We start from the raw sequence: 19,497 nt of genomic DNA on the forward strand, positions 1-19,497 counted from the left end.
TTCCCACTTTTCAGGATCATGGTCAGGCAAATCGGTTGCGCCGTCCGACGAGCAGGGCCGCCGCGACGAAGATGATGGAAGCGGTAAGAAGGATGGTGGAGATGGCGTTGACCTCGGGCGTCACGCCAAGCCGCATCATGCCGTAGATGTAGACCGGCAGAGTGGTCGAGCCGGCGCTCGACACCATCATCGAGATCAGGAAATCATCGAGCGAGACGACGAAGGCCATGATGGCGCCTGCCAGAATCGCCGGGGTCAGCAAGGGCAGCGTGATCCGGCGAAACAGCCGCCACTCGTCGGCATAGAGGTCGCGTCCCGCCTCCTCCAGCGTGCCGCCCATGTCGCGCAGCCGCGCCTGGATCGGCAGCAACGCGAACGGGATGCAAAAGACGGTATGGGCGATCATCAGGTTGATCAGCCCGTGATGCATGCCGAGCCCGGAAAAGAAGATCAATGTGGTGATCGCCACCACGATCTCCGGCACCACCAGCGGCATGGCGATCAGAGCGGTTGCCGCGCCGCGCCCGAAACGCAGCCGGCCGCGTTCGAGCGCCAGAGCACCGGCCGTGGCGATGGCCGTCGAGGCGATGGTGGCAACGATAGCGATGATGAGGCTGTTAAAGGCGGCATCGCGGATCGCGCCATTGTTGGCGACCGCGATGAACCATTTGAAACTGAAGCCGGACCACACGGTGACCAGCCGGCTCGAATTGAAGGCGTAGATCACCAGGATCAGCAGCGGCGCGTAGAAGAACACGAATATCAGAGCGGTGTAGACCGACAGGCCCGGCGTGTGCCGCCAGTCGAACGGTTTTGCGCCATTCATCGCCGTTGCTCCCCGGCTTTACGCGAGCGGATGACAAAGACGGTCAGCACGACGATAGTAACCACGGTTGAAAGCGCTGCACCAAAAGGCCAGTTGCGCGACGAGGTGAACTGCATCTGGATCAGGCTGCCGATCAGCAACTTCTTGCCGCCGCCGAGCAGGTCCGGCGCCAGGAACGAGCCCAGCGCCGGCGCGAAGACAAGCGTCGCGCCGGCCAAGGCGCCGGGCCTCGCCAGCGGCCAGACGATGCGGCGGAAGACGGCGGTGCGGCTGGCGTAGAGATCGTAAGCGGCCTCGATCAGCCTGGAGTCGAGGCGCTCCAGCGTCGAATAGATCGGCAGCACCATGAAAGGCAGGAAGGTGTAGACGAGACCGAGCAGGATCGACCCGTCATTGTAGAGCAGCGGCAATGGATCGGAGATGATCCCGGCATGACGCAGCGCGCCATTGGCCAGGCCCTCGTCGCGCAGGATCAGGATCCAGCAATAGGTGCGGATCAGCGTGTTGATCCAGAACGGCAGCGTGACGGCGAACAGAAGCACCCGACGCCGCTCCGGCGTCTGGCAGACGATATACCATGCGACCGGCAGGCCGAGCACGAGGCAGATCAAGGTGGTGGCGACAGCGAGATAGACCGAGCGCAGGATGATCAGAGCATAGCTCGGCGAGAACACCAGGCTGTCGTCGAAATCGCGCTGGTAGAGGAATTGCAGATAGGCGTCAAAAGTTGGCGGCTGGGTTACGCCGCCATAGGGGTTGGCGGTCATGAAGGAATAACCGACCGCCAGGAACAGCGGCAGGACCATGAAGATGCCGATGACCAGCATGGCCGGCGCAATCAAAAGATAGGTGCGGTTCGGGCCCATGTCAGTTCGCCAGTTCGCGTTCGACATGGCGCGCCCAGTCGACGACGACGCTGTCGCCTGTCGACAGCGTCGCACCGCCGCGCGTGCGCGAATGCAGCTTTGCTCCCTCCTCCAGCACGATCTCGTAGAGCGTGTCGGAGCCAAGGAAGGTGATGGCCGAGACCGCGCCCCTGGCATGTCCCCGGACGCCATCCAAGGCCGGCGAGACGACGATGTGTTCAGGCCGCACGACGATCGTCTTTGCCGGATCGCGGCCAAGGGCGGCACCCGGCAAAAGGTTGGACTCGCCGATGAAGTCGGCGACGAAGCGGTCCTGCGGATTGTCGTAGATATCCTTGGGCGTACCGATCTGCAGCACGTCGCCGCCGCACATCACGGCGATGCGGTCAGACATGGCCAGCGCCTCCTCCTGGTCGTGGGTGACCAGCACGAAGGTGATGCCGGTTTCGCGCTGCAGCCGCTTCAATTCGCTCTGCATGCCCTTACGCAGCTTGAGATCGAGCGCCGAAAGCGGCTCGTCGAGCAGAAGCACGCTGGGCTTCGGCGCCAGCGCGCGCGCCACCGCGACGCGCTGTTGCTGACCACCCGACAATTGCGCCGGGCGCCGCGCGGCGAAGCCTTGCAGCCGCACCATTTCAAGCGCTTCTCTGACGCGGTCATCGATCAGCGATTTCGGCGCGTTCTGCATTTCCAGCCCGAACGCGACATTCTCGGCCACGCTCATATGCGGGAACAGAGCGTAGCTCTGGAACACCGTGTTGACCGGCCGCTTCTGCGGCGGCAGCGCGGCGACGTCGCTGCCGGCGATGCGGATGGCGCCTGAACTCGGCGCTTCGAAGCCGGCGATCAGGCGCAGCAAGGTTGTCTTGCCGCAGCCCGACGGGCCGAGCAGCGTGAAGAACTCGTTGTCGTAGATCTCCAGGCTGACTTCATTCAGCGCGCGGACCGGATCGGCGTCCCTGGTCACGAAGGATTTTGACACGCTCTGGATGTCGATCATGACCGGCACATTCCTGGGACTGCATGGAGATGGCCCTCTCGTCGAAGGTCATCACGGTCGTCTGGCGCCGCATCTAAAAATTCGCTCCAAAATTATATTTGTCAACGGATAATATATTGTTTTTGGGTTTTGACACGTGAAAGTGTGGCGGAGCCGTTGTCGTCTGTGCGGAGCCTTCAGAGCACCTTGCCACTTTCGGGATCGAGAAGGTGCATGTGGCCCATGCCGAGCGACAGCGTCGCCATCTCGCCCGGTTTCGGCGTCGCCGCCGGGTCGATGCGCGCCGTCGCCTCGGCGCCGGCGATCAGAACATGCAGCAGCGTCTCCATACCCATCGGCTCGACGACCTCGACCGGCACCTTGATGCCGACGGTGTCAGGCCGCTCGCGATGCTCGGTGATGTGCTCGGGCCTCAGGCCGAATTCGAGCTCGCGCCCGACATGGCCAGCATAGCGCGCGGTGCGGGAATCCGGCACGGCGAGCGCGGTGTCGTCGCCCAGCACCACCGCCAGCCCGTCGCCGCGCGCCTCCAGCCGGCATTTGAAGAAGTTCATGCCGGGGCTGCCGATGAAGCCGGCGACAAAGCGGCTGGCCGGCTCGTGGTAGAGGTCGTTGGGCGGCCCGATCTGTTCGATGCGGCCCTTGTTCATCACCACGACACGGTCGGCCAGCGTCATCGCCTCGACCTGGTCGTGCGTGACATAGACGGTGGTGGTGGCGACCATCTGGTGCAGCTTCTTGATCTCGGCGCGCATCTTGACCCGGAGCTTGGCATCGAGATTGGAGAGCGGCTCGTCGAACAGGAAAACTTTCGGCTGCCGCACCATGGCGCGGCCCATGGCGACACGCTGGCGCTGACCTCCAGACAATTGGTGCGGTTTGCGCTGCAGGAGTTCGCTGAGATCGAGGATGTCGGCGACGCGGGCGATACGTTGTGTCACCTCCGCTTCCGGCACCTTGCGGATGCGCAGGCCGAAAGCCATGTTCTGCGCCACCGTCATCTGAGGATAGAGCGCATAGCTCTGGAACACCATCGCGATATCGCGATCCCTGGGCTGGACATTGTTGACCAGCTTGCCGCCAATATGGATCTCGCCGCCGCTTGGCCTCTCCAGTCCAGCCACCATGCGTAATGTCGTCGACTTGCCGCATCCGGACGGTCCGACGAGAACGACGAATTCGCCCTTGTCGATGTCGAGATCAATATCGTGCACGACCTTCAGATTCTGGAAGCTCTTGGAAATCTTGCGTAGTTCGACGTCGGACATGGCGCTATTCCTTTGCCGTGGGCGCGAACATGTCGAGCGCCAGTGCCGCGGTTCCGATCACGCCGGCATCATTGCCGTGCTCGGCAGCCACGATCACCGGCGGGCGTCCGGGCTTGAGCAGCACGAAATCCCTGACGTTCAGTGCGATGCGGTCGGTGAAGAAGGGACCGGCCAGCGACAGGCCGCCGCCGATGATCGCCGCCTCGATGTTGAGCATGTTCGACATGATGCCGATCATCTGGCCGAGCCAGCGCGCCACCTCGTCGACCACCTGCAGCGCGACCGCATCGCCATCCTTGGCGAGGTCGACAACGGTCTCGGCGTTCCTTGCGTCGGTGTCCGGCTCCAGCTGGCGGTAGCGGTTGACCAGGGCGCGGGCGCTGGCCAGATTCTCGACCATGCCCGGCACCGGATCGGCGATATCGGTGCGGGCCGGGTCGAGCGAGATGCAGCCGAACTGCGGCGGCAACCCATCCGGGCCGTCGATGACCTTGCGGTCGATGACCATGGCACCACCGATTCCGGTGCCGAGCGTGAGCAACGCAAAGCGTGAGAACGGACGTCCGGCACCGTGGCGCATTTCGCCATGGGTGGCGCTGACGGCATCGTTGCGGACGACGGCTGGCACACCGAAGCGAATGGCGAACAGTTTCGACAGCGACCCCTTGAGCAGCGCCGGGATCGCGGGACAGCGCCCGTTGAGCATGCCGGTCTCGGGATTTGGCGTGCCTGGAACGCCGATGCCGATCGCGGCGATGCCGGGATGCGCCTTGCTCAGCTTTTCGGTCGCCTCGGTAACCAGATGAACGAAATCGGCGAATTCGATGTCGCGATGCACAGGGACTGTGTCGCGCGCCAGGACCTTGCCCGAACCGTCGACCACGCCGAGCTTGACCAGACTGCCGCCGATATCGATTCCGATCGCGGTTACCATCAGGCTTCCTTGCGGATGCGCACGTTGAGCCGCTTTCCCAGGTTGGGGTAGATCATCTTGTCCGGATCGATACCGCGCGCGATCGCCAGCTCGCAGCCATACCATTGCAGCGGGATGGGCGCCCAGCAGCCGGCGAGCCATTGCTGTTCCGGCGCGAGCGGCCAACTGACATCCAGGTCGAAGCGGGTCGGATGGCCGGAAAGGTTGAGAACGACAGCGCGCGGCCCGAGTTCGGCCAGGGCTTCGCCCAGATTGGCGGCGACCTTCGCCTCGATCTCGGTCTGCGCGATGGCGATCACCAGGCTCTTGTCGGTTGTGCCGTAGACATGCCCGTGCAAAGCCTCCTCGGTGTCGAAGGCCGCGGTCGGTACGCCACTGATCTCGGCGATCTTGAGCGATGCCTCGAGCGCGGTGCCGAGATGTGTCGCCTGTCCGGCGACCAGGATGTAGTCGGGTACACCAAACCGGGCGACCAGATCCTTAGCTGCCGCAAGACCGGTTTCGGCCGTCTGCTCCAGTTGCGCGAGCAGCTCCGACAGATCGACCGTCTTGTTGGCAAGCTTTGCGGCGACCGCCAGCACCGAAATGACGGTCGCGGTATAACCCATGGTCTTGGGCCCGACCATTTCCGGACCGATCGGCATGACGATGACCTCGGCACCCGCCCGGGTGATGAGGCTGTCGGCCTCGCCGGTGATGACGAGCGTCGGGAAGCCGCGCTCCACCGACAGGCGCACCGCCTCGATCGTGGTGATGCTCATGCCGGATTGTGAGGCGGCCAGAACCAGCGTGCGCTGGTCCGATGCCTTTGGCGGCAGACGCAAGAAAGCCTCCGGCTCCTTGGCGATTACCGAAGCGCCTGTGCCCTCCTCCAGCGCCTCGGCGCCGGCCAGCAGTGCATTCATGGAGGAGCCAGTGCCGAGTAGCACAATCCGCGCTGGCCTCTGGCGCAGGCTGTCGAAGTTGGCGAGATCCGCACCGATCGCGGCGGGTAGATCGGTTAGGGTCGAAGGCTGCCGTCGGATGTAATTGCCTATCTGCATCTTGGTGTTCCATCAGTTCGAAATTGCTGGTGCGTGGGAAATTATTTGCTGTAGCCCTTGCTGAGGCCGCTGATGAATTGCCGCGAGAACAGAGTGAACAGCAGAACCAGCGGCACCGCACCCAGCGTGAGTGCGGCGAGCAGTGCTGGATAGTCGTTCATGAACTGGCCAACGAACTGCTGCACGCCGAGCGTCACCGTCTGGTTCTGCCGGCTTGGCGCCAGGATCAATGGGAACCAGAGGTCGTTCCAGACCGGCAGCATGGTCAGCGCGGCAACAGCCGCGAGGCCCGGCCTGACAAGGGGCACCACGATCCAGAAGGTGCGCAGCTCACTCGCGCCATCCATGCGAGCCGCTTCCTTGAGATCGGTGGGCACGGTGCGGAAATAGGTGACCATCAGCGTCACCGCGATGGGGATGCTCATGGCGGTGTAGACGAGGATGAGCGCGGCGAGCGTGTCTATCAGCTTCCAGGCGAGCATCATCTGGATCAGCGGGATGGTGCCGAGCCGGATCGGCAGCATGATGCCGAGCACGAACAGGCCGCCGAGCAGCGATGCCAGCCGATTGCGGTACTCGACCAGGGCAAAGGCAGCGAGCGTCGACAGCACCACCGTCAGCACGATCGTCGTCACCGTGACGATCAGGCTATTGCGGTAGTTGACGATGAAATTGCCCCGCGTAAGGACCCGCTTATAGCCTTCGAGGCTGAAGGTCTTGGCCGTGGGCAGGTCGAACGGCCCGCCGAAGATCGCCGGCGTCGTCTTCAGCGAGTTGACGATGACGATCAGTACCGGCCCGATAGCAAGCAGCACGAAGACGATCAGCAGCGCATGCACGATCACGTGCTCCATCGTCCACGGCTCGCGGTGCTGGCGGCGGGCGGCCGGTATTGTGAGATCGGATGTACGGCCAGGGGTGCTCATCCCAGCTCCTAGACCGAATAGGATTTCAGGCGACGCTGGATCAGCCGGAAATAGGCCGCGGTCACCAACAACACAGTGAGGAAAATGACCGTCGCGACCGCGGCACCAAGATCAAGATCGGCAAGCTGTCCGCTCGAACCGAAGAAGGTCCGGTAGAAATAGGTACCGAGAATATCGGTGCTGTAGTTCGGGCCGGGCGCCGAACCGTTGAGCGCGAACACCAGGTCGAAACCGTTGAATGTCCAGATGTATGTGAGGATGGCGATCAAGCCGAATTGCGGTGCGATCAGCGGAAACTTGATCTTCCAGAAGGTCGTCCAGCCGCCGGCGCCATCGATGTTGGCGGCCTCAACGAGTTCGTTGGGCACCGCCAGCAGGGCGCTGTAAAGGAAGACCATGGGAATGCCGAAATACTGCCAGACCGACATCAACGAGATGGTGGTGAGCGCGGTCGATTCCGTTCCCAGCAATGGAAAGCCGACCAGACCCCATAGCGGGTTGATGATCAGACGCCAGACGAAGCCGACGATGACCACCGACAGTGTCGCCGGGATGAACAGCAGCGTGCGGTAGATGCCTTCCGAGCGCGCCAGCTTGCCCGATGTGAGCAACGCAGCCAGCAGCAGCCCCATCGGCACTTCGACAATCAAATGGATGGCGAAATACTGCATATTGTTGAGCAACGCATTCCAGAAACGGGCACTGATGGTCGGGTGTGTGAACAGGCGTTCGTAATTGGCGAGGCCGACAAAAACGTCACCCGAGACGCCGCTGGTCTGGAAGAAGCTCATGACGATCGACGTCGCCAGCGGCAGCACTGCAAAGACCAGATAGACGGCCAGAGCCGGCAGCACGAACAGCAGCAGGTTTCGGTGGGCGGCAGCAGGAGATATCAACTGGGAACCTCATGTTCACGCCGGCGTGGATGGCTTCGGCCTGCCGGAGCTTGCGCATGCCCCGCCACCTGGCAAGGCATGCGCGAAGCATTGCCGGATTACTTCTTCTGCGGCCCGTACCAAGAGGCAAGACCCGCCTGGAGTTCGGTCGCAACCTGCTGCGGCGTGACGTCGGACTTGGTGAACATCACCTGCAGGAGACGCCAGGTCTCATCGTCGAGCGGCGGCGTACCGGCACTCAGGCGGTCCAGAGCCAAGCGCGGGGTCAGTTGAGCACCCTTCTTGAGATCGGCGAAATCCTGCGCCAGCTTGTTCTTGTAGGTGACCGGTTTGCTGCTCATGGCAAAGAAGCCCGGGGCCGCGTTGACATACAGTTCCTGGAACTCCGGTCCGGCGACCCAGTCGAGGAAGGTTTTTGCTGCATCCTTGTGCGTGCTCTTGGCGTTGATGCCGATGCCCATGTCGGGCATTTCCTGCAGATAGCGCTGGTCGCCAGTCTTGGGCACCGGCGGCCCGAACACGCCAATGTTGAGGCCGGTCGAGGTTGCCTGGTTGATGTCCCATGAGCCGTCGGGAAGGATCGCCGCCTTGCCGAGCGTGAACAACTGCGTCATGTCGGCATAGTTCAGGCTCTCCTGGCCGGCGGGCAGGAACGGCTTCCAGGCCTCGAAAGCGGCGATGGCATCGACGAACTCAGGATCCGTCAGCTTCTTCTTGCCATCGATCAGGCCAAGCCGTCCCTCCTCGCCTTTCCAGTAGGCCGGGCCGATGCTGTAGAGCCCATTGTAGGCCAGTTGCCAGGACTCCGCCGAACCGTAGGCCAACGGCGTGTAGCGGCCGTCCTTCTTGATCGCCTGCAGCACATCGATGAACTCGGCACTGGTGGTCGGCACCTTGAGGCCGAGTTCCTTGAAGATGTCGGCGTTGTAGTAGAAACCGGCGAGCACCGCGGCGACCGGCAAGCAATAGGTTTTGTCGTCGGCGCCGGTCCAGGCCGCCCTGGAGGTCTTGTCGAAATTCGCCAGACCCGGAAGCCCTTCCAGCGGCTCGAAATAGCCGCGCTTGATCCATTCGCGATTCACGTCGAAGGGGCGGCAGGTGATCAGGTCGCCGCCGGCGCCGCCTTCGATCTGCGACTGGATGGCGGCATTGTATTCGTTGGTGTTGATGGGCGCGAACTCGACCTTGATATCGGGATGCTTGGCCTCGAAGGCAGGCAGGATGGTGTCCTGCCAAACCGCGATGTCCTCGGTGCGCCAGCTGTTCAAGGTGATGGTGACAGGGTCGGCATAGGCCATGCCGACGCCGCCGGAAAACATTACGCCAAACGTCATCGCCAGCGGGATTGCTGTCCGTATCGAACGCATTTTGGGGCTCCTCCCTCAACACGGTGCTTCGTGTGGATTCACGATTTTGCACTGTTGCCTCGGACCATACCTACTGATACATCTTGTGACAAGTGGTATTGTGTTGTCTTTTTGCAGCGCCGACCTCATTCGGGTCGAACACAGCCGGATCGCCGCGCTACTGGATTGGAACTTCTGGGGAGGAATTGATGATTGGAGTTGGAATTCTAGGCTCAGGCTTCATTGCCGAGACTTATGCGGACTCCCTGCTCGACGTGCGCAACGCCGAACTCGTGGCGTGCTCTTCGCGCGGCTTCGAGCGTGCCGCCGCCTTCGCCACGAAATGGGGTCCCAAGGTCACCGCCCACAAAGACATGGAGGCGCTTTGCGCCGATCCTGCGGTCGACCTTGTGGTCATCGCGCTGCCCAACGAGATCCATCTCGAAGCCGTCAGGATCGCCGCGCGCCACGCCAAAGCCGTCATCTGCACCAAGCCGCTGGCGCGCACGGGAAGGGAAGCCCAGGAAATTCTTGAGATCGTCCGGCGTGCCGGCGTCTGGCACGGCTATGCCGAGAGCGCCGTTTTCTCGCCCAACATCGAAAAGGCATATCAAATGGTGAAGGCAGGCGGCATCGGCGACCTGCTGACCATGAGGGCCCGCGAGGCGCATTCGGGGCCGCATGCCCCGCACTTCTGGAACGCTGAGCTCGCTGGCGGCGGTGCACTGCTCGACATGGGCTGTCACACCGTCGAAAGCGCCCGCCATTTCTTCGGCAAGGATAATCTCGTGACTGAGGTGATGGCTTGGGGCGCCACCATGGTCCATGGTGACAAGACCACGGGAGAAGATACGGCGATCGCGCTGTTGAAATTCGCAGGCGGCCAGCTCGCCACCATCGAATCGTCTTGGATCGAGAAAGGCGGCATGCAGCTGCGCCACGAGTTGGTTGGCTCAGCCGGCCGTATCGTCACGGACACGTCCGTCGGTCCTGTTTGGGGCTTCATCGAGAAACCGGTGGGTTACCTCGTGGAGAAAGCGGACGCCGAGACCGGTTGGGTGTATCCCGTTCCGGAGGAAACAAGGGCGTACGGCTTTTCGCAGCAGATGCGGCACTTCTGCGACCATTTCGCGGCAGGCACGGCGCCGTCAGAGACCTTCGAGGACGGTGCCGTCGTCAACCAGATAATTGACGCCTGCTATCGGTCGATGCGAACGGGCGTGTGGGAAAGGGTAAAGGCGGATGGATGACTGAGATGGAGGGCGCTCCGCTGCAGTCGGATGGGCCAGAGCCGCTGTGGCGGCTGGCGGCCGACGCGATCCTGCATGAGATTGCTACCGGCAAGCTTGCTTCAGGCGCGCGCCTGCCGCCCGAGCGCGATCTGTTCACCCGCATGTCGATCAGCCGGGTCACCCTGCGCCGAGCGCTGCAGAGCCTCGTCGAGGAGGGTGTGCTTACTCCTTCGCATGGGCGTGGCTGGTATGTATCGGCCAAGGTGCCGAAGGAATTTCCCAACACGCTTGAATCCTTCAGCGAGACCGCAAGACGTCTTGGCCTGACGCCCTCCTCCGATGTGTTGCGCGCCGAGGAAGCGCCAGCCTCGCTGGACGAGGCCGAGGAGCTCTCGATCGCGCCCGGCGCGACCTTGTTCCATCTGGAAAGAATCCGACGCCTGGACCAGGTTCCAGTCGCCGTCGATACCTCGTTCTTCGCCGTCGCCCTCTTTCCCGATCTTGGCCGTATCGACTTTCGGAATGCGTCGCTGTTCGGCCTGCTGATCGATGCCGGCGTCGACCTGGCGCGCGCCGAAACCACGATCGAAGCGCGCGGCGCCGATCCTGCACTCGCGCGCCATCTCGACCTTGACGTCGGCAAATCCACCCTGGTGATGCGCCAACTCATCGTCGATTCGGCCGGTCGGCCGCTCCTGTCCTCGACAATCCGCTACGCTGGCGACCGTTACCGCCTTCGGACGTCATTCTCCCGCGCGGGCAAGGCCGCCGTCCCCCGTGTCCCGCTGCCACGGTTCACGGCTTGAATTCAGCAAGCTTTGTCGAGGATCCTGATTCCAACTCCGACACAACCGAACGGTGCCGACTTCGCGGGCGCCTTCCCAATATGTCCGAGTATCCCGCCAACGTCCCCGTGCCGAACAGCAATCTGCTGCTCTCTGCGGCGTCCATCCATCGAGGCGGTCTGTTTTCCCAAAGTCACAAGCGACCGACGTCAATGACAGCCTCGGCGAAAGCCTGCGGTGCTTCCTGTGGCAGATTGTGTCCGATGCCACCCTTGATCGGGCGGTGCGAATACTTCCCGGTGAACATTTTGGCGTAAGCGCTGGCGTCCGGATGGGGAGCGCCATTTGCGTCGCCCTCGAGTGTGATCGTGGGAACGGTGATAACCGGCGCCCTCGCCAACCGCCGCTCCAACTCATCGTATTGCGGTTCGCCGTCAGCCAGGCCTAACCGCCAGCGATAGTTGTGAATCACTATTGGGACATGATCCGGATTGTCGAAGGCGGTGGCACTGCGCTCGAAGGTGGCATCGTCAAAGTTCCACCGCGGAGAAGCCGTCTGCCAGATCAGTCTCGCGAAATCGCGCCTGTATTTCTCATAGCCGGCGCGGCCACGATCGGTGGCAAAGTAGTACTGGTACCACCATTGCAGCTCTGCCTTGGGCGGCAAAGGCACCATGCCGAGTTGCTGATTGCCGATCAGGTAGCCACTCACTGAAACCATCGATTGGCAGCGCTCCGGCCAGAGCGCGGCAACGATGTTCGCGGTTCTCGCACCCCAGTCGCAGCCACCGATCGTGGCCTTTTCGATGCCAAGCGCGTCCATTAACGCGATCACATCAGCGGCGATTACCGACTGCTGCCCATTGCGCGCTGTCTCATTCGACCGGAAGCGTGTCGATCCGTGACCGCGCAGATAGGGCACGATCACCCGGTACCCTTTCGCAGCCAGCAGCGGCGCCACGTCGACATAAGTATGAATGTCGTAGGGCCAGCCGTGCAAGAGGAGGACCGCAGGCCCGTCGCGAGGGCCTGCTTCGGCGTATCCGACATTCAGCGGCCCGGCGTTGATCTGCTTCAGCGTTCCGAACGATGCTCTGGCTCCAGCCCCGACCGCAGGCGCCGCTGTTGCAGCTGTTGTCGCGGCAGATGTCACCTTGCCGAATTGAAGCATGGCGACCGAAAGCGCTGCCAAGCCAAAGAAGTAGCGGCGATGTTTGTTTATTGCGAACGGCTGCATTGGACACTCCCGTCACTGATGATTGCGGAACGGCCAGGACATGACTCCGAAGTGTACCGGTTTGGCGGAGGATCATGATCAAACAGACAGATAGGCCTCATTCCGGTTCTATCGGAATGGAACAGGCTCTAGCCGAATGTGAAGGCAAAGACCTCCACGCTGGGGCCGGAAAACTGGATTTCGAACTCTCGATCGGCGATCGGCGTCGGTTGACGGATCAATTGATACAGACGCTGTTCGGTGACCAGGCCCTGCCCTTGCCCACCGTCCCTGTCCGCCCCCTGAGAGGTGACTGGGGTGCAAGCACCCCATTCACTTCAGATTTCCTGGCGTAGCGGCCGGAAGGCTGTCCTCAACTCGTCACAGAAGACTTTCGGCTGTTCCCAGGCGGCAAAGTGCGTGCCCTTGGCAATCTTGTTGTAGTGGATAAGCTTGGGATAGGCCTGCTTCGCCCAGCTCTGCGGGACTTGATAGATTTCGTCGGCGAAAGCACTTACAGCGACCGGGATCTGGACGCCCCTTACATCGAAGAAGCCGCCTCCGTTCGAGACCTGTGTGGTGTCCCAGTAGAGACGCGCCGAGGAGATGGCAGTGTTTGTAAGCCAATAGAGCGTGACGTTGTCGAGGATGTCGTCGCGCGTCAGCCCTTCGGACTGACCGGCAAACACGCGGGCGATCAGTTTCTCACTGGCGTCGTCGTGATCGATCATCCAAGCCGCGAGGCCGATCGGCGAGTCGGCGATGCTGTAGAGCGTCTGCGGGCGGTTGCCCATCTCGATCGCGTAGCCCAGTCCTTTGCCGTAGAAGAGGCTCAACTGGTCCCAGGCCTTGCGCTCCTCGGCCGTCAGATCGGCAGGCGGCGGCTCGTGGAACGCGAGCGCTTTCGAGATGTTTGCCGGAACAGTGGCCGCCATGTTGGTGTGGATACCGAGCAATCCCGGCGGCTGCTGCAGGGCCATCAGCTCCGTGACGGCGTTCCCCCAATCGCCGCCCTGCGCCACGTACTTCGTATAGCCAAGGCGTTGCATGAGCGTGGCCCAAGCCATGGCGATGCGCACTGGGTGCCAACCAGGCGCCGTCGGCTTGCCTGAAAAGCCATGCCCCGGAAGCGACGGGATTACCAGATCGAAGGCATCAGAGGCGGTCCCGCCATGGGCTGTCGGATTGGTGAGCGGATCGATGATCTTCAGTTGCTCGATGATGGACCCTGGCCAACCATGCGTGACGATCAGCGGCAGGGCACCTTCATGCTTCGACCGCACATGAATGAAGTGAATGTCGAGTCCATCGATCTCGGTCACGAACTGCGGCAGGTCGTTCAGCCGCGCCTCGATCTTTCGCCAATCGTGCTCTGTAGCCCAATAGCGCGCGAGTTGCTGCATCGTGGCGAGTTGCACGCCTTGCGATGTGTCTGAGACAGTCTCCTGGTCTGGCCACTTGTTTGCCTTGATCCGCCGGCGCAAATCGGTCAATTCCGCGTCCGAAAAATGTATATGAAACGGACGAATTGCATCCTTGCCGGCTGATTGCCCGGCGACCTTTGTTGCACTTGCCTGGGCCATACCCTTCTCCTTTTGAATTTGTGCGGCGTGAAGCGCTTTGGGGAATAGTCCCAAAGCAGCGGCGGCAGCCGCGGCGGCGACAACTTCGCGGCGAGTCGCCGGTAACGAAGTTACTGACATAACGTTCTCCTAGACATTCGATCTGTTCGGTACGGATATAACTGTCAGCGACGGGAAATCTATTACACGATGGTGTCGATGATACTTTCGAATGAGTCGATGAAACCGATGCAATGGAGCCTGATCACTAGCCCTTGTCTTTTCGATTTGCGTGGCAGCAAATGACCCGATCCGCCTGCCATGGCACATCGGAGGTCAATCCCGAGATCGACACTGCCGGCCATAGCCCGGAGGCGCAGATGCAAGCCTCCAAGCCGGGCGGAAGAATGGGATCGCTCGAAGTTCTTCTGGTCGTCGTTGCCGGCGATCGGACCAGATGGCGTGCAGAGACTTTCTGCCTGTAGGTGGTCAGGCCGGGAGCTTGAGAGCGCTGCTGTCGATCGGCATCTTTCGGAGGCGTTTTCCCGTGGCGGCAAAGATTGCGTTGGCCACGGCTGGGACGATCGCCGAGGTTCCGGTCTCGCCCATCCCGCCTGGCGCTTCGGTGCTGGGGATGATGTGAACTTCGACGGTCGGAGCTTCGTCTATGCGAAGAATTTCATATGTATCGAAGTTAGACTGTTCGACCCGGCCATTCTTCAGGGTTATCTCGCCATGAAATGCCGCCGTGATGCCAAACATGACTGCGCTCTGAATCTGTGCCTCGACCGTGTTGGGATTAACGACCATCCCGCAATCGACTGCGCAGACCACGCGCCTGACGCGAACCTTGCCGTCTTTCGAGACTTCGACCTCGGCAATCTGTGCGAGATAGCTGGCGAATGCATGCTGGACCGATGCGCCGCGACCGACACGTTCGGGTAGCTTCTCGCCCCAGCCGGCTTTTTCAGCAGCCAATTGCAGCACGGCCTTCGCGCGAGGCGTTTTGTCGAGAAGGGATAGCCGGTAAGCCACCGGGTCCTGCTTCGCGGCTGCGGCAAGCTCGTCCATGAAGCTCTCGGTCACGAACACATTGTGGGACGGTCCGACACTGCGCCAAAACGCGGTCTGAATGCCTGGCGGCTCCACCCGAACATATTCGACGTGCAAATTGGGTAGATCATAGACAAGATCTATCGCGCCCTCGGTGGTGTCGGAATCGAGCCCGTTCTTGAACACGGGAGGCGCCCATCTCGCGATCACCGAGGAACCAGCAAAACGGTTGCTCCAGGCGACCGGCATTCCTGCCTTGTCGAGACCGGCAGACAGCCGGTCGACGAACATTGGACGGTACATGTCGTGCTGAATGTCTTCCTCACGCGTCCATATGACCTTGATCGGTCCATCGACCTGTTTAGCGATCTCGACGGCACGAGCGACACCATCGACTTCGAGCCTACGACCGAAACCGCCGCCGATCAGGTGATTGTGTACGACGACCCGATCAAGCGGCAGACCCGCCACCTTCGCGGCGACAGCCTGAACGCGTCCTAGAACCTGGCTGCCCACCCAGATTTCGCAGCCATCCTTGTGCAGATGGACAGTGCAATTCATCGGCTCCATTGTCGCATGCGCGAGGAACGGTACCTGGTAGCCTGCTTCAACTTTGACGAGAGCGCCCGCCATCGCCGCATCGACGTCACCGACCGTCTGCGCAACGGTGCCCGGACCCAGTATCGCCTGCTCCAGCGCAGCGGCGACTGCTTCCGTGGTCAGGGCGGCGTTGGGTCCATCATCCCATTCGATCACCAGCGCATCGAGGCCCTTTTTCGCGGCACCCATGTGATCCGCCACAACGGCAACGGCATCCGCGAGCCGAACGATCTGTCGCACGCCGCTGACCGCCTTTGCCGCGGTATCGTTCACGCTCCTCACACGGCCGCCGAATACAGGCGATTGCGATAGCGTTACGATCTTCACGCCCGGCGGGCGGGCGTCGATGCCGAAGACCGCGGTTCCATTCACTTTGGCCGGCAGGTCAAGACGTTTGGCCGGTGTGCCGATGAGCTTGAACTCGTGCGGCAGCTTCAATGCAACGTTTTCTGGAATTGGCATTCGCGCCGCGTCGGTGCCGAGTTCGCCGAAGCCGAGACGTCGCCCTGTCGCGGCATGGATCACTTCACCACGCTCGGCATGGCAAGTCGCGGGATCGACATTCCAGCGCGTTGCCGCCGCCGAGATTAGCATTTGACGCGCGGCCGCGCCGGCCTGGCGAAGCGGCTTCCAGGCTCCTCGGATCGCATTCGAATTGCCGGTCGCCTGAACCCCGATGAGCGGGTTGGCGTAGAGCTTCTCATTGGGCGGCGCATGTTCCAGCCTCACCTGCCCCAATTCGACCTCCAGCTCTTCGGCGATGAGCATCGGAATCGACGTGTAGGTTCCCTGCCCCATTTCGACATAGGGCATCGTCAGCACGATCTGCCCATCGCTGCCGACGCGGATGAAGGCATTGGGGATGAACGTGCCGGCGTCGGCTGCCTCGGCCTCGCCGTTTGCCATTGGCAGGCCAAGACCGAGAACCAGGCCGCCTCCCGCAGCCGCGGCTACTTGCAAAAAGCCCCGCCGCGAGATGCCGTTTACCCTTGGTTGATGCCGAGGGGTAACTTGAGCTTCACCGTGACTGATCATGACTACCCTCCCCTCAACCTGCGGCGGCCTGTTTGATCGCATCGCGGATGCGAACATAAGTCCCACAGCGGCAGATGTTTCCTGACATCGCGTCATCGATGTCGCTGTCTGTCGGATGGGGGTTGCTGGCAAGCAACGCCGCCGCGGACATGATCTGTCCCGACTGGCAGTAACCGCACTGTGGCACTTCGAGGTCGAGCCAGGCCTGCTGTATCTTGGCGCCTGTCGCCGTCTTACCGACCGCTTCGATTGTCGTGATCGACGATTCGCCGATGCTGTCGATTGTGGTGATGCATGAGCGGAGTGGCTCGCCGTCGACATGCACGGTGCACGCACCACACAGCGCCTTGCCGCATCCGAATTTCGTGCCTGTCATTCCGAGCACGTCACGCAACACCCAAAGAAGCGGCGTGTCGTCATCGACATCGACGTTGTGCGTCTCACCGTTGACTTTGATGGCGAAGGGCATGGCTTCCTCCCTGGACCCTATAGTGGCGAGAGCGGCTCGCGCGTTGATGCGAGGATGCAGGAGCAGCACGCATGGATCGATTGTACGATGGTGTCGGCGATACCTTGGTATTGGGCGGTGTTTGTCAGCATGTCCGACCGCAGGAGGCTCCTAGGCCATCGTGTGAGCCACCCGCTTGGGCGCGGAAGAGACCTTCTAGTGCCCGATGTCGAGCTTGGCGGCGATATTGACAAGGTCGGCAAGGGAGTTGGCGTCCATCTTGCGCATGACCCGGCCCCGGTGCGCCTTTACGGTGATCTCGCTGATCCCGAGTTCGAAGGCGACCTGCTTGTTCAAAAGGCCAGTGACCACAAGCGCCATAACCTCCTGCTCACGGCGGCTGAGAGAGGCGTAATGGTCGCGCAGCGACTGCATCTCGGCACTGGCGGCAAGTGCAATTCGACTGCGGTCGATTGCCTGCTCGATTGCAGCCAACAGAACATCGTCAGAGAAGGGCTTTGTCAGAAACTCCACCGCTCCGGCTTTCATCGCCCGCACAGTCATCGGCACGTCACCATAGCCGGTGAGAAAGATAATCGGCATGTCCGCGCGCTCAACGGAAACCATTTTCTGCAAATCGAAACCATTGAGATCGGGAAGGTTTACGTCCAGGACCAGGCAATTCGGGACTGTCACCCGTGGGTGAGCGAGGAATTGCCGTGCGGACCCGAAAATTTCCGGCTGCCAGCCTGCCGAGCGGACTACCAGTTCCAGGGATTCGCGAACAGAAATGTCGTCGTCGACGATAAACACAATAGGCGTCTCTCCTGGCATGGATGCCGTTCCCCCTTCGTTTCGTGCGGTCTCCGAATGCATCGCAGCCATCCTCCAGTGATTGACCCTAGCGTAATGCCAAGTTCAGCGCGTGCTTAAGCTCTATATCGCTGAAAGGCTTGAACAGGCATTCCACCGCGCCCAGTCTTATAAGACGTTGGCGCACTGCATCATCTCTCTGGGCAGTGATGAAAACAATGGGAATGGATCGGCCGAGGCGCACCAGTTCCCGCAGCAATTCTGGGCCTGTCATGCCAGGCATACCGACGTCAAGGAGAAGGCAGCCGGCGGTTCCAATACCATCCGAGGCCAAAAACTCTTCCGCCGAAGAGAAAACTTTAGCGCCATAACCAAGCTCCTTGACAAGATCCGGCAAAGACTCGCGTATAGACTCGTCGTCATCGACAACGCACACAACCGGACGCCTAGCGTTCATGAATCTCCACCATTTTTTTGGTCCTGCTGACGAGGGCGCCCGTGGCGTCAGCGTCATCGGTCGTGATTTTGTTCTGGAAGGCCTCGCAAACAGCGAAACTGACCGCTCGGGCTATTCTTCGGTCGTGCGAAGTCGATGGCCCTGCTGACTGCTTCAAAGTGCCCTGCCCTTCAGTGCGACGGCGTCGGAATGGTTTAGGCTGCGGTTTGAAATCAAACTGACGGCCAAGACCCTGCGACCGTTCAATGGCTTCTCCAAGCATCAGACACACGGTGCCGGACCGGGCTGCAAGAGCGTAAGACGGACTGGCAAAAAACAGCGCGAGCAAGTCATGGCGCTGTCGGGCTCGCGGCCACCGAATTCGATCGCCATTGCCGTCCTCATCAGCTGCATGTGCGCCTGTGACAGTGCGCTGCTGCTCTGTCCGCGTCTATAGTCCCTTGGTGTCGGTTCTGGTTCTTTGCATGGTCGGCCAATCTGAACAGACACGAAGACGTCACGGATACCTTCCTGCAATGGATTTGCGGCGGCTCTTGGTCGATCTGTCTGCGCAGCCTTCCCAATCCCGATTTGAGCGCCCTGGCGACCAGCATCGGTCACGCAGCTGCTCTTCACCGAGAATCCAACTTGGCGGCAGGGGGGCGCGCATTGAGCGTGGTAAGATCAATTCAAAGGTACTGCATACACCTAAGTGTAATTGAATCCGTTCGCCGAACCTCAAACTATGTGGGTAGCCAAACCGTTCATCCAAAAAGGGAAGTCATGTCGGCAATCTCGTTATCACTAATGCGGGGCGAATTTGTCATGGCGCTTGCTGCGGGGCTGGTCCTGCTGCCGGCGATTGCCCGCGCCCAGGACGTCGAGGCGGGCAAAACTGTCTTCAAGAGATGCAGTGCCTGTCACAATGCGGAATCTGACAGCAACAAGATCGGCCCGACCCTCAAGGGGGTCGTCGGCCGGAACGCAGGTAGTCTGCCCGGCTTCAGTTTTTCCCAAAAGATGAAGGAAGCCGGAGCGAATGGGCTGGTTTGGAACGAGGCTGCGCTGGCCGAATTTCTGGCAAGCCCAAAGACCAAAGTCCCCGGCAACAGCATGACTTTCGCCGGGCTCAGAAATTCCGATGATGTAAAAAATGTAATCGCCTATCTGAAGAGCACGTCCCAATAACGGCTTGACGCGCGGGCCGACAAA

19 protein-coding genes and 1 pseudogene are annotated in these 19,497 nt (G+C 61.3%); 4 read left to right on the forward strand and 16 right to left on the reverse strand.

The window, feature by feature from the left end; all coding sequences use genetic code 11:
- Positions 1 to 22: 22 nt before the first annotated feature.
- The 9 genes from FJ548_RS00105 to FJ548_RS00145 all read right to left on the reverse strand — a co-directional run bounded on the left by FJ548_RS00105 (position 23) and on the right by FJ548_RS00145 (position 9,126).
- Positions 23 to 826 carry an ABC transporter permease gene (locus FJ548_RS00105; RefSeq protein WP_140776130.1) on the reverse strand — a complete coding sequence of 268 codons (804 nt, stop codon included), beginning with the start codon at positions 824 to 826 and terminating at the stop codon, positions 23 to 25.
- Positions 823 to 1,692: an ABC transporter permease gene (locus tag FJ548_RS00110; RefSeq protein WP_140776132.1), complete on the reverse strand. Its 870-nt coding sequence runs from the start codon at positions 1,690 to 1,692 to the stop codon at positions 823 to 825. The genes FJ548_RS00105 and FJ548_RS00110 overlap by 4 nt, the downstream gene beginning before the upstream one ends.
- Position 1,693: 1 nt before the next feature.
- Positions 1,694 to 2,692 carry an ABC transporter ATP-binding protein gene (locus FJ548_RS00115; protein WP_140695723.1) on the reverse strand — a complete coding sequence of 333 codons (999 nt, stop codon included), beginning with the start codon at positions 2,690 to 2,692 and terminating at the stop codon, positions 1,694 to 1,696.
- Positions 2,693 to 2,868: 176 nt separating this feature from the next.
- Entirely contained in the window at positions 2,869 to 3,960 is a 1,092-nt protein-coding gene (ugpC, locus tag FJ548_RS00120) for a sn-glycerol-3-phosphate ABC transporter ATP-binding protein UgpC (RefSeq protein WP_140776134.1), read from the reverse strand.
- Positions 3,961 to 3,964: 4 nt separating this feature from the next.
- On the reverse strand, positions 3,965 to 4,894 hold the full coding sequence (locus FJ548_RS00125) for an ROK family protein (protein ID WP_181168670.1): 930 nt from the start codon (positions 4,892 to 4,894) through the stop codon (positions 3,965 to 3,967).
- Positions 4,894 to 5,937 carry an SIS domain-containing protein gene (locus tag FJ548_RS00130; protein WP_140776138.1) on the reverse strand — a complete coding sequence of 348 codons (1,044 nt, stop codon included), beginning with the start codon at positions 5,935 to 5,937 and terminating at the stop codon, positions 4,894 to 4,896. Before FJ548_RS00130 ends, FJ548_RS00125 begins: the two co-directional genes overlap by 1 nt.
- Positions 5,938 to 5,978: 41 nt before the next feature.
- Complete coding sequence (locus FJ548_RS00135; protein WP_140776445.1) at positions 5,979 to 6,791, reverse strand: carbohydrate ABC transporter permease; 813 nt, start codon at positions 6,789 to 6,791, stop codon at positions 5,979 to 5,981.
- An 80-nt stretch (positions 6,792 to 6,871) separates the two neighbouring features.
- On the reverse strand, positions 6,872 to 7,759 hold the full coding sequence (locus tag FJ548_RS00140) for a sugar ABC transporter permease (protein WP_140776140.1): 888 nt from the start codon (positions 7,757 to 7,759) through the stop codon (positions 6,872 to 6,874).
- A 98-nt stretch (positions 7,760 to 7,857) separates the two neighbouring features.
- A complete protein-coding gene (locus tag FJ548_RS00145; protein ID WP_140613070.1) occupies positions 7,858 to 9,126 on the reverse strand; it encodes an ABC transporter substrate-binding protein in 1,269 nt (422 codons plus the stop codon).
- Between the two features lie 188 nt (positions 9,127 to 9,314).
- On the opposite strand from FJ548_RS00145, the gene FJ548_RS00150 reads away from it, so the two are divergent.
- Positions 9,315 to 10,355 (forward strand): Gfo/Idh/MocA family oxidoreductase, encoded by a 1,041-nt coding sequence (locus FJ548_RS00150; protein WP_140776142.1) that lies wholly within the window; start codon positions 9,315 to 9,317, stop codon positions 10,353 to 10,355.
- Positions 10,352 to 11,143: a GntR family transcriptional regulator gene (locus FJ548_RS00155; protein WP_140695708.1), complete on the forward strand. Its 792-nt coding sequence runs from the start codon at positions 10,352 to 10,354 to the stop codon at positions 11,141 to 11,143. The genes FJ548_RS00150 and FJ548_RS00155 overlap by 4 nt, the downstream gene beginning before the upstream one ends.
- A 172-nt stretch (positions 11,144 to 11,315) precedes the next feature.
- Here FJ548_RS00155 and FJ548_RS00160 read toward each other — a convergent pair whose 3' ends face one another.
- The 3 genes and pseudogenes from FJ548_RS00160 to FJ548_RS00165 all read right to left on the reverse strand — a co-directional run bounded on the left by FJ548_RS00160 (position 11,316) and on the right by FJ548_RS00165 (position 14,041).
- A complete protein-coding gene (locus tag FJ548_RS00160) occupies positions 11,316 to 12,359 on the reverse strand; it encodes an alpha/beta hydrolase (protein WP_140613072.1) in 1,044 nt (347 codons plus the stop codon).
- Positions 12,360 to 12,487: 128 nt separating this feature from the next.
- Positions 12,488 to 12,637: pseudogene (locus FJ548_RS29715) on the reverse strand (hypothetical protein); the annotation flags it as partial.
- A 39-nt stretch (positions 12,638 to 12,676) separates the two neighbouring features.
- On the reverse strand, positions 12,677 to 14,041 hold the full coding sequence (locus FJ548_RS00165) for an epoxide hydrolase family protein (protein ID WP_140695702.1): 1,365 nt from the start codon (positions 14,039 to 14,041) through the stop codon (positions 12,677 to 12,679).
- 161 nt (positions 14,042 to 14,202) lie between these two features.
- Between FJ548_RS00165 and FJ548_RS00170 the strand changes: the two genes are divergently transcribed.
- Positions 14,203 to 14,385, forward strand: a complete 183-nt coding sequence (locus FJ548_RS00170) for a hypothetical protein (protein WP_140776144.1) — start codon at positions 14,203 to 14,205, stop codon at positions 14,383 to 14,385.
- A gap of 4 nt (positions 14,386 to 14,389) precedes the next feature.
- Here FJ548_RS00170 and FJ548_RS00175 read toward each other — a convergent pair whose 3' ends face one another.
- The 4 genes from FJ548_RS00175 to FJ548_RS00190 all read right to left on the reverse strand — a co-directional run bounded on the left by FJ548_RS00175 (position 14,390) and on the right by FJ548_RS00190 (position 18,306).
- Positions 14,390 to 16,588 (reverse strand): xanthine dehydrogenase family protein molybdopterin-binding subunit, encoded by a 2,199-nt coding sequence (locus FJ548_RS00175; protein ID WP_140613482.1) that lies wholly within the window; start codon positions 16,586 to 16,588, stop codon positions 14,390 to 14,392.
- Positions 16,589 to 16,601: 13 nt separating this feature from the next.
- Positions 16,602 to 17,057 (reverse strand): (2Fe-2S)-binding protein, encoded by a 456-nt coding sequence (locus FJ548_RS00180; RefSeq protein ID WP_140613481.1) that lies wholly within the window; start codon positions 17,055 to 17,057, stop codon positions 16,602 to 16,604.
- A 195-nt stretch (positions 17,058 to 17,252) separates the two neighbouring features.
- Complete coding sequence (locus FJ548_RS00185; protein WP_246671657.1) at positions 17,253 to 17,912, reverse strand: response regulator; 660 nt, start codon at positions 17,910 to 17,912, stop codon at positions 17,253 to 17,255.
- A gap of 25 nt (positions 17,913 to 17,937) precedes the next feature.
- On the reverse strand, positions 17,938 to 18,306 hold the full coding sequence (locus tag FJ548_RS00190) for a response regulator (RefSeq protein WP_140613480.1): 369 nt from the start codon (positions 18,304 to 18,306) through the stop codon (positions 17,938 to 17,940).
- Between the two features lie 804 nt (positions 18,307 to 19,110).
- Here FJ548_RS00190 and FJ548_RS00195 point away from each other — a divergent pair.
- Positions 19,111 to 19,473, forward strand: a complete 363-nt coding sequence (locus FJ548_RS00195; protein WP_246673374.1) for a cytochrome c family protein — start codon at positions 19,111 to 19,113, stop codon at positions 19,471 to 19,473.
- Positions 19,474 to 19,497 lie beyond the last annotated feature (24 nt).

It is taken from the genome of Mesorhizobium sp. B2-4-17 (assembly GCF_006441275.1).
In the GTDB taxonomy this organism is placed as follows: Bacteria; Pseudomonadota; Alphaproteobacteria; order Rhizobiales; family Rhizobiaceae; genus Mesorhizobium.

Excerpts from the sequence above, each read along its gene's own strand:
- FJ548_RS00105 (WP_140776130.1), bottom strand. The coding sequence starts at position 826 with ATGAATGGCGCAAAACCGTTCGACTGGCGGCACACGCCGGGCCTGTCG.
- FJ548_RS00145 (WP_140613070.1), bottom strand. The coding sequence starts at position 9,126 with ATGCGTTCGATACGGACAGCAATCCCGCTGGCGATGACGTTTGGCGTA.
- FJ548_RS00190 (WP_140613480.1), bottom strand. The coding sequence starts at position 18,306 with ATGAACGCTAGGCGTCCGGTTGTGTGCGTTGTCGATGACGACGAGTCT.
- FJ548_RS00185 (WP_246671657.1), bottom strand. The coding sequence starts at position 17,912 with ATGCATTCGGAGACCGCACGAAACGAAGGGGGAACGGCATCCATGCCA.
- FJ548_RS00180 (WP_140613481.1), bottom strand. The coding sequence starts at position 17,057 with ATGCCCTTCGCCATCAAAGTCAACGGTGAGACGCACAACGTCGATGTC.
- FJ548_RS00135 (WP_140776445.1), bottom strand. The coding sequence starts at position 6,791 with ATGGAGCACGTGATCGTGCATGCGCTGCTGATCGTCTTCGTGCTGCTT.
- FJ548_RS00195 (WP_246673374.1), top strand. The coding sequence starts at position 19,111 with ATGGCGCTTGCTGCGGGGCTGGTCCTGCTGCCGGCGATTGCCCGCGCC.
- FJ548_RS00175 (WP_140613482.1), bottom strand. The coding sequence starts at position 16,588 with ATGATCAGTCACGGTGAAGCTCAAGTTACCCCTCGGCATCAACCAAGG.
- FJ548_RS00160 (WP_140613072.1), bottom strand. The coding sequence starts at position 12,359 with ATGCAGCCGTTCGCAATAAACAAACATCGCCGCTACTTCTTTGGCTTG.
- FJ548_RS00170 (WP_140776144.1), top strand. The coding sequence starts at position 14,203 with ATGACCCGATCCGCCTGCCATGGCACATCGGAGGTCAATCCCGAGATC.
- FJ548_RS00150 (WP_140776142.1), top strand. The coding sequence starts at position 9,315 with ATGATTGGAGTTGGAATTCTAGGCTCAGGCTTCATTGCCGAGACTTAT.
- FJ548_RS00110 (WP_140776132.1), bottom strand. The coding sequence starts at position 1,692 with ATGGGCCCGAACCGCACCTATCTTTTGATTGCGCCGGCCATGCTGGTC.
- FJ548_RS00115 (WP_140695723.1), bottom strand. The coding sequence starts at position 2,692 with ATGATCGACATCCAGAGCGTGTCAAAATCCTTCGTGACCAGGGACGCC.
- FJ548_RS00125 (WP_181168670.1), bottom strand. The coding sequence starts at position 4,894 with ATGGTAACCGCGATCGGAATCGATATCGGCGGCAGTCTGGTCAAGCTC.
- FJ548_RS00155 (WP_140695708.1), top strand. The coding sequence starts at position 10,352 with ATGACTGAGATGGAGGGCGCTCCGCTGCAGTCGGATGGGCCAGAGCCG.
- ugpC (WP_140776134.1), bottom strand. The coding sequence starts at position 3,960 with ATGTCCGACGTCGAACTACGCAAGATTTCCAAGAGCTTCCAGAATCTG.
- FJ548_RS00130 (WP_140776138.1), bottom strand. The coding sequence starts at position 5,937 with ATGCAGATAGGCAATTACATCCGACGGCAGCCTTCGACCCTAACCGAT.
- FJ548_RS00165 (WP_140695702.1), bottom strand. The coding sequence starts at position 14,041 with ATGTCAGTAACTTCGTTACCGGCGACTCGCCGCGAAGTTGTCGCCGCC.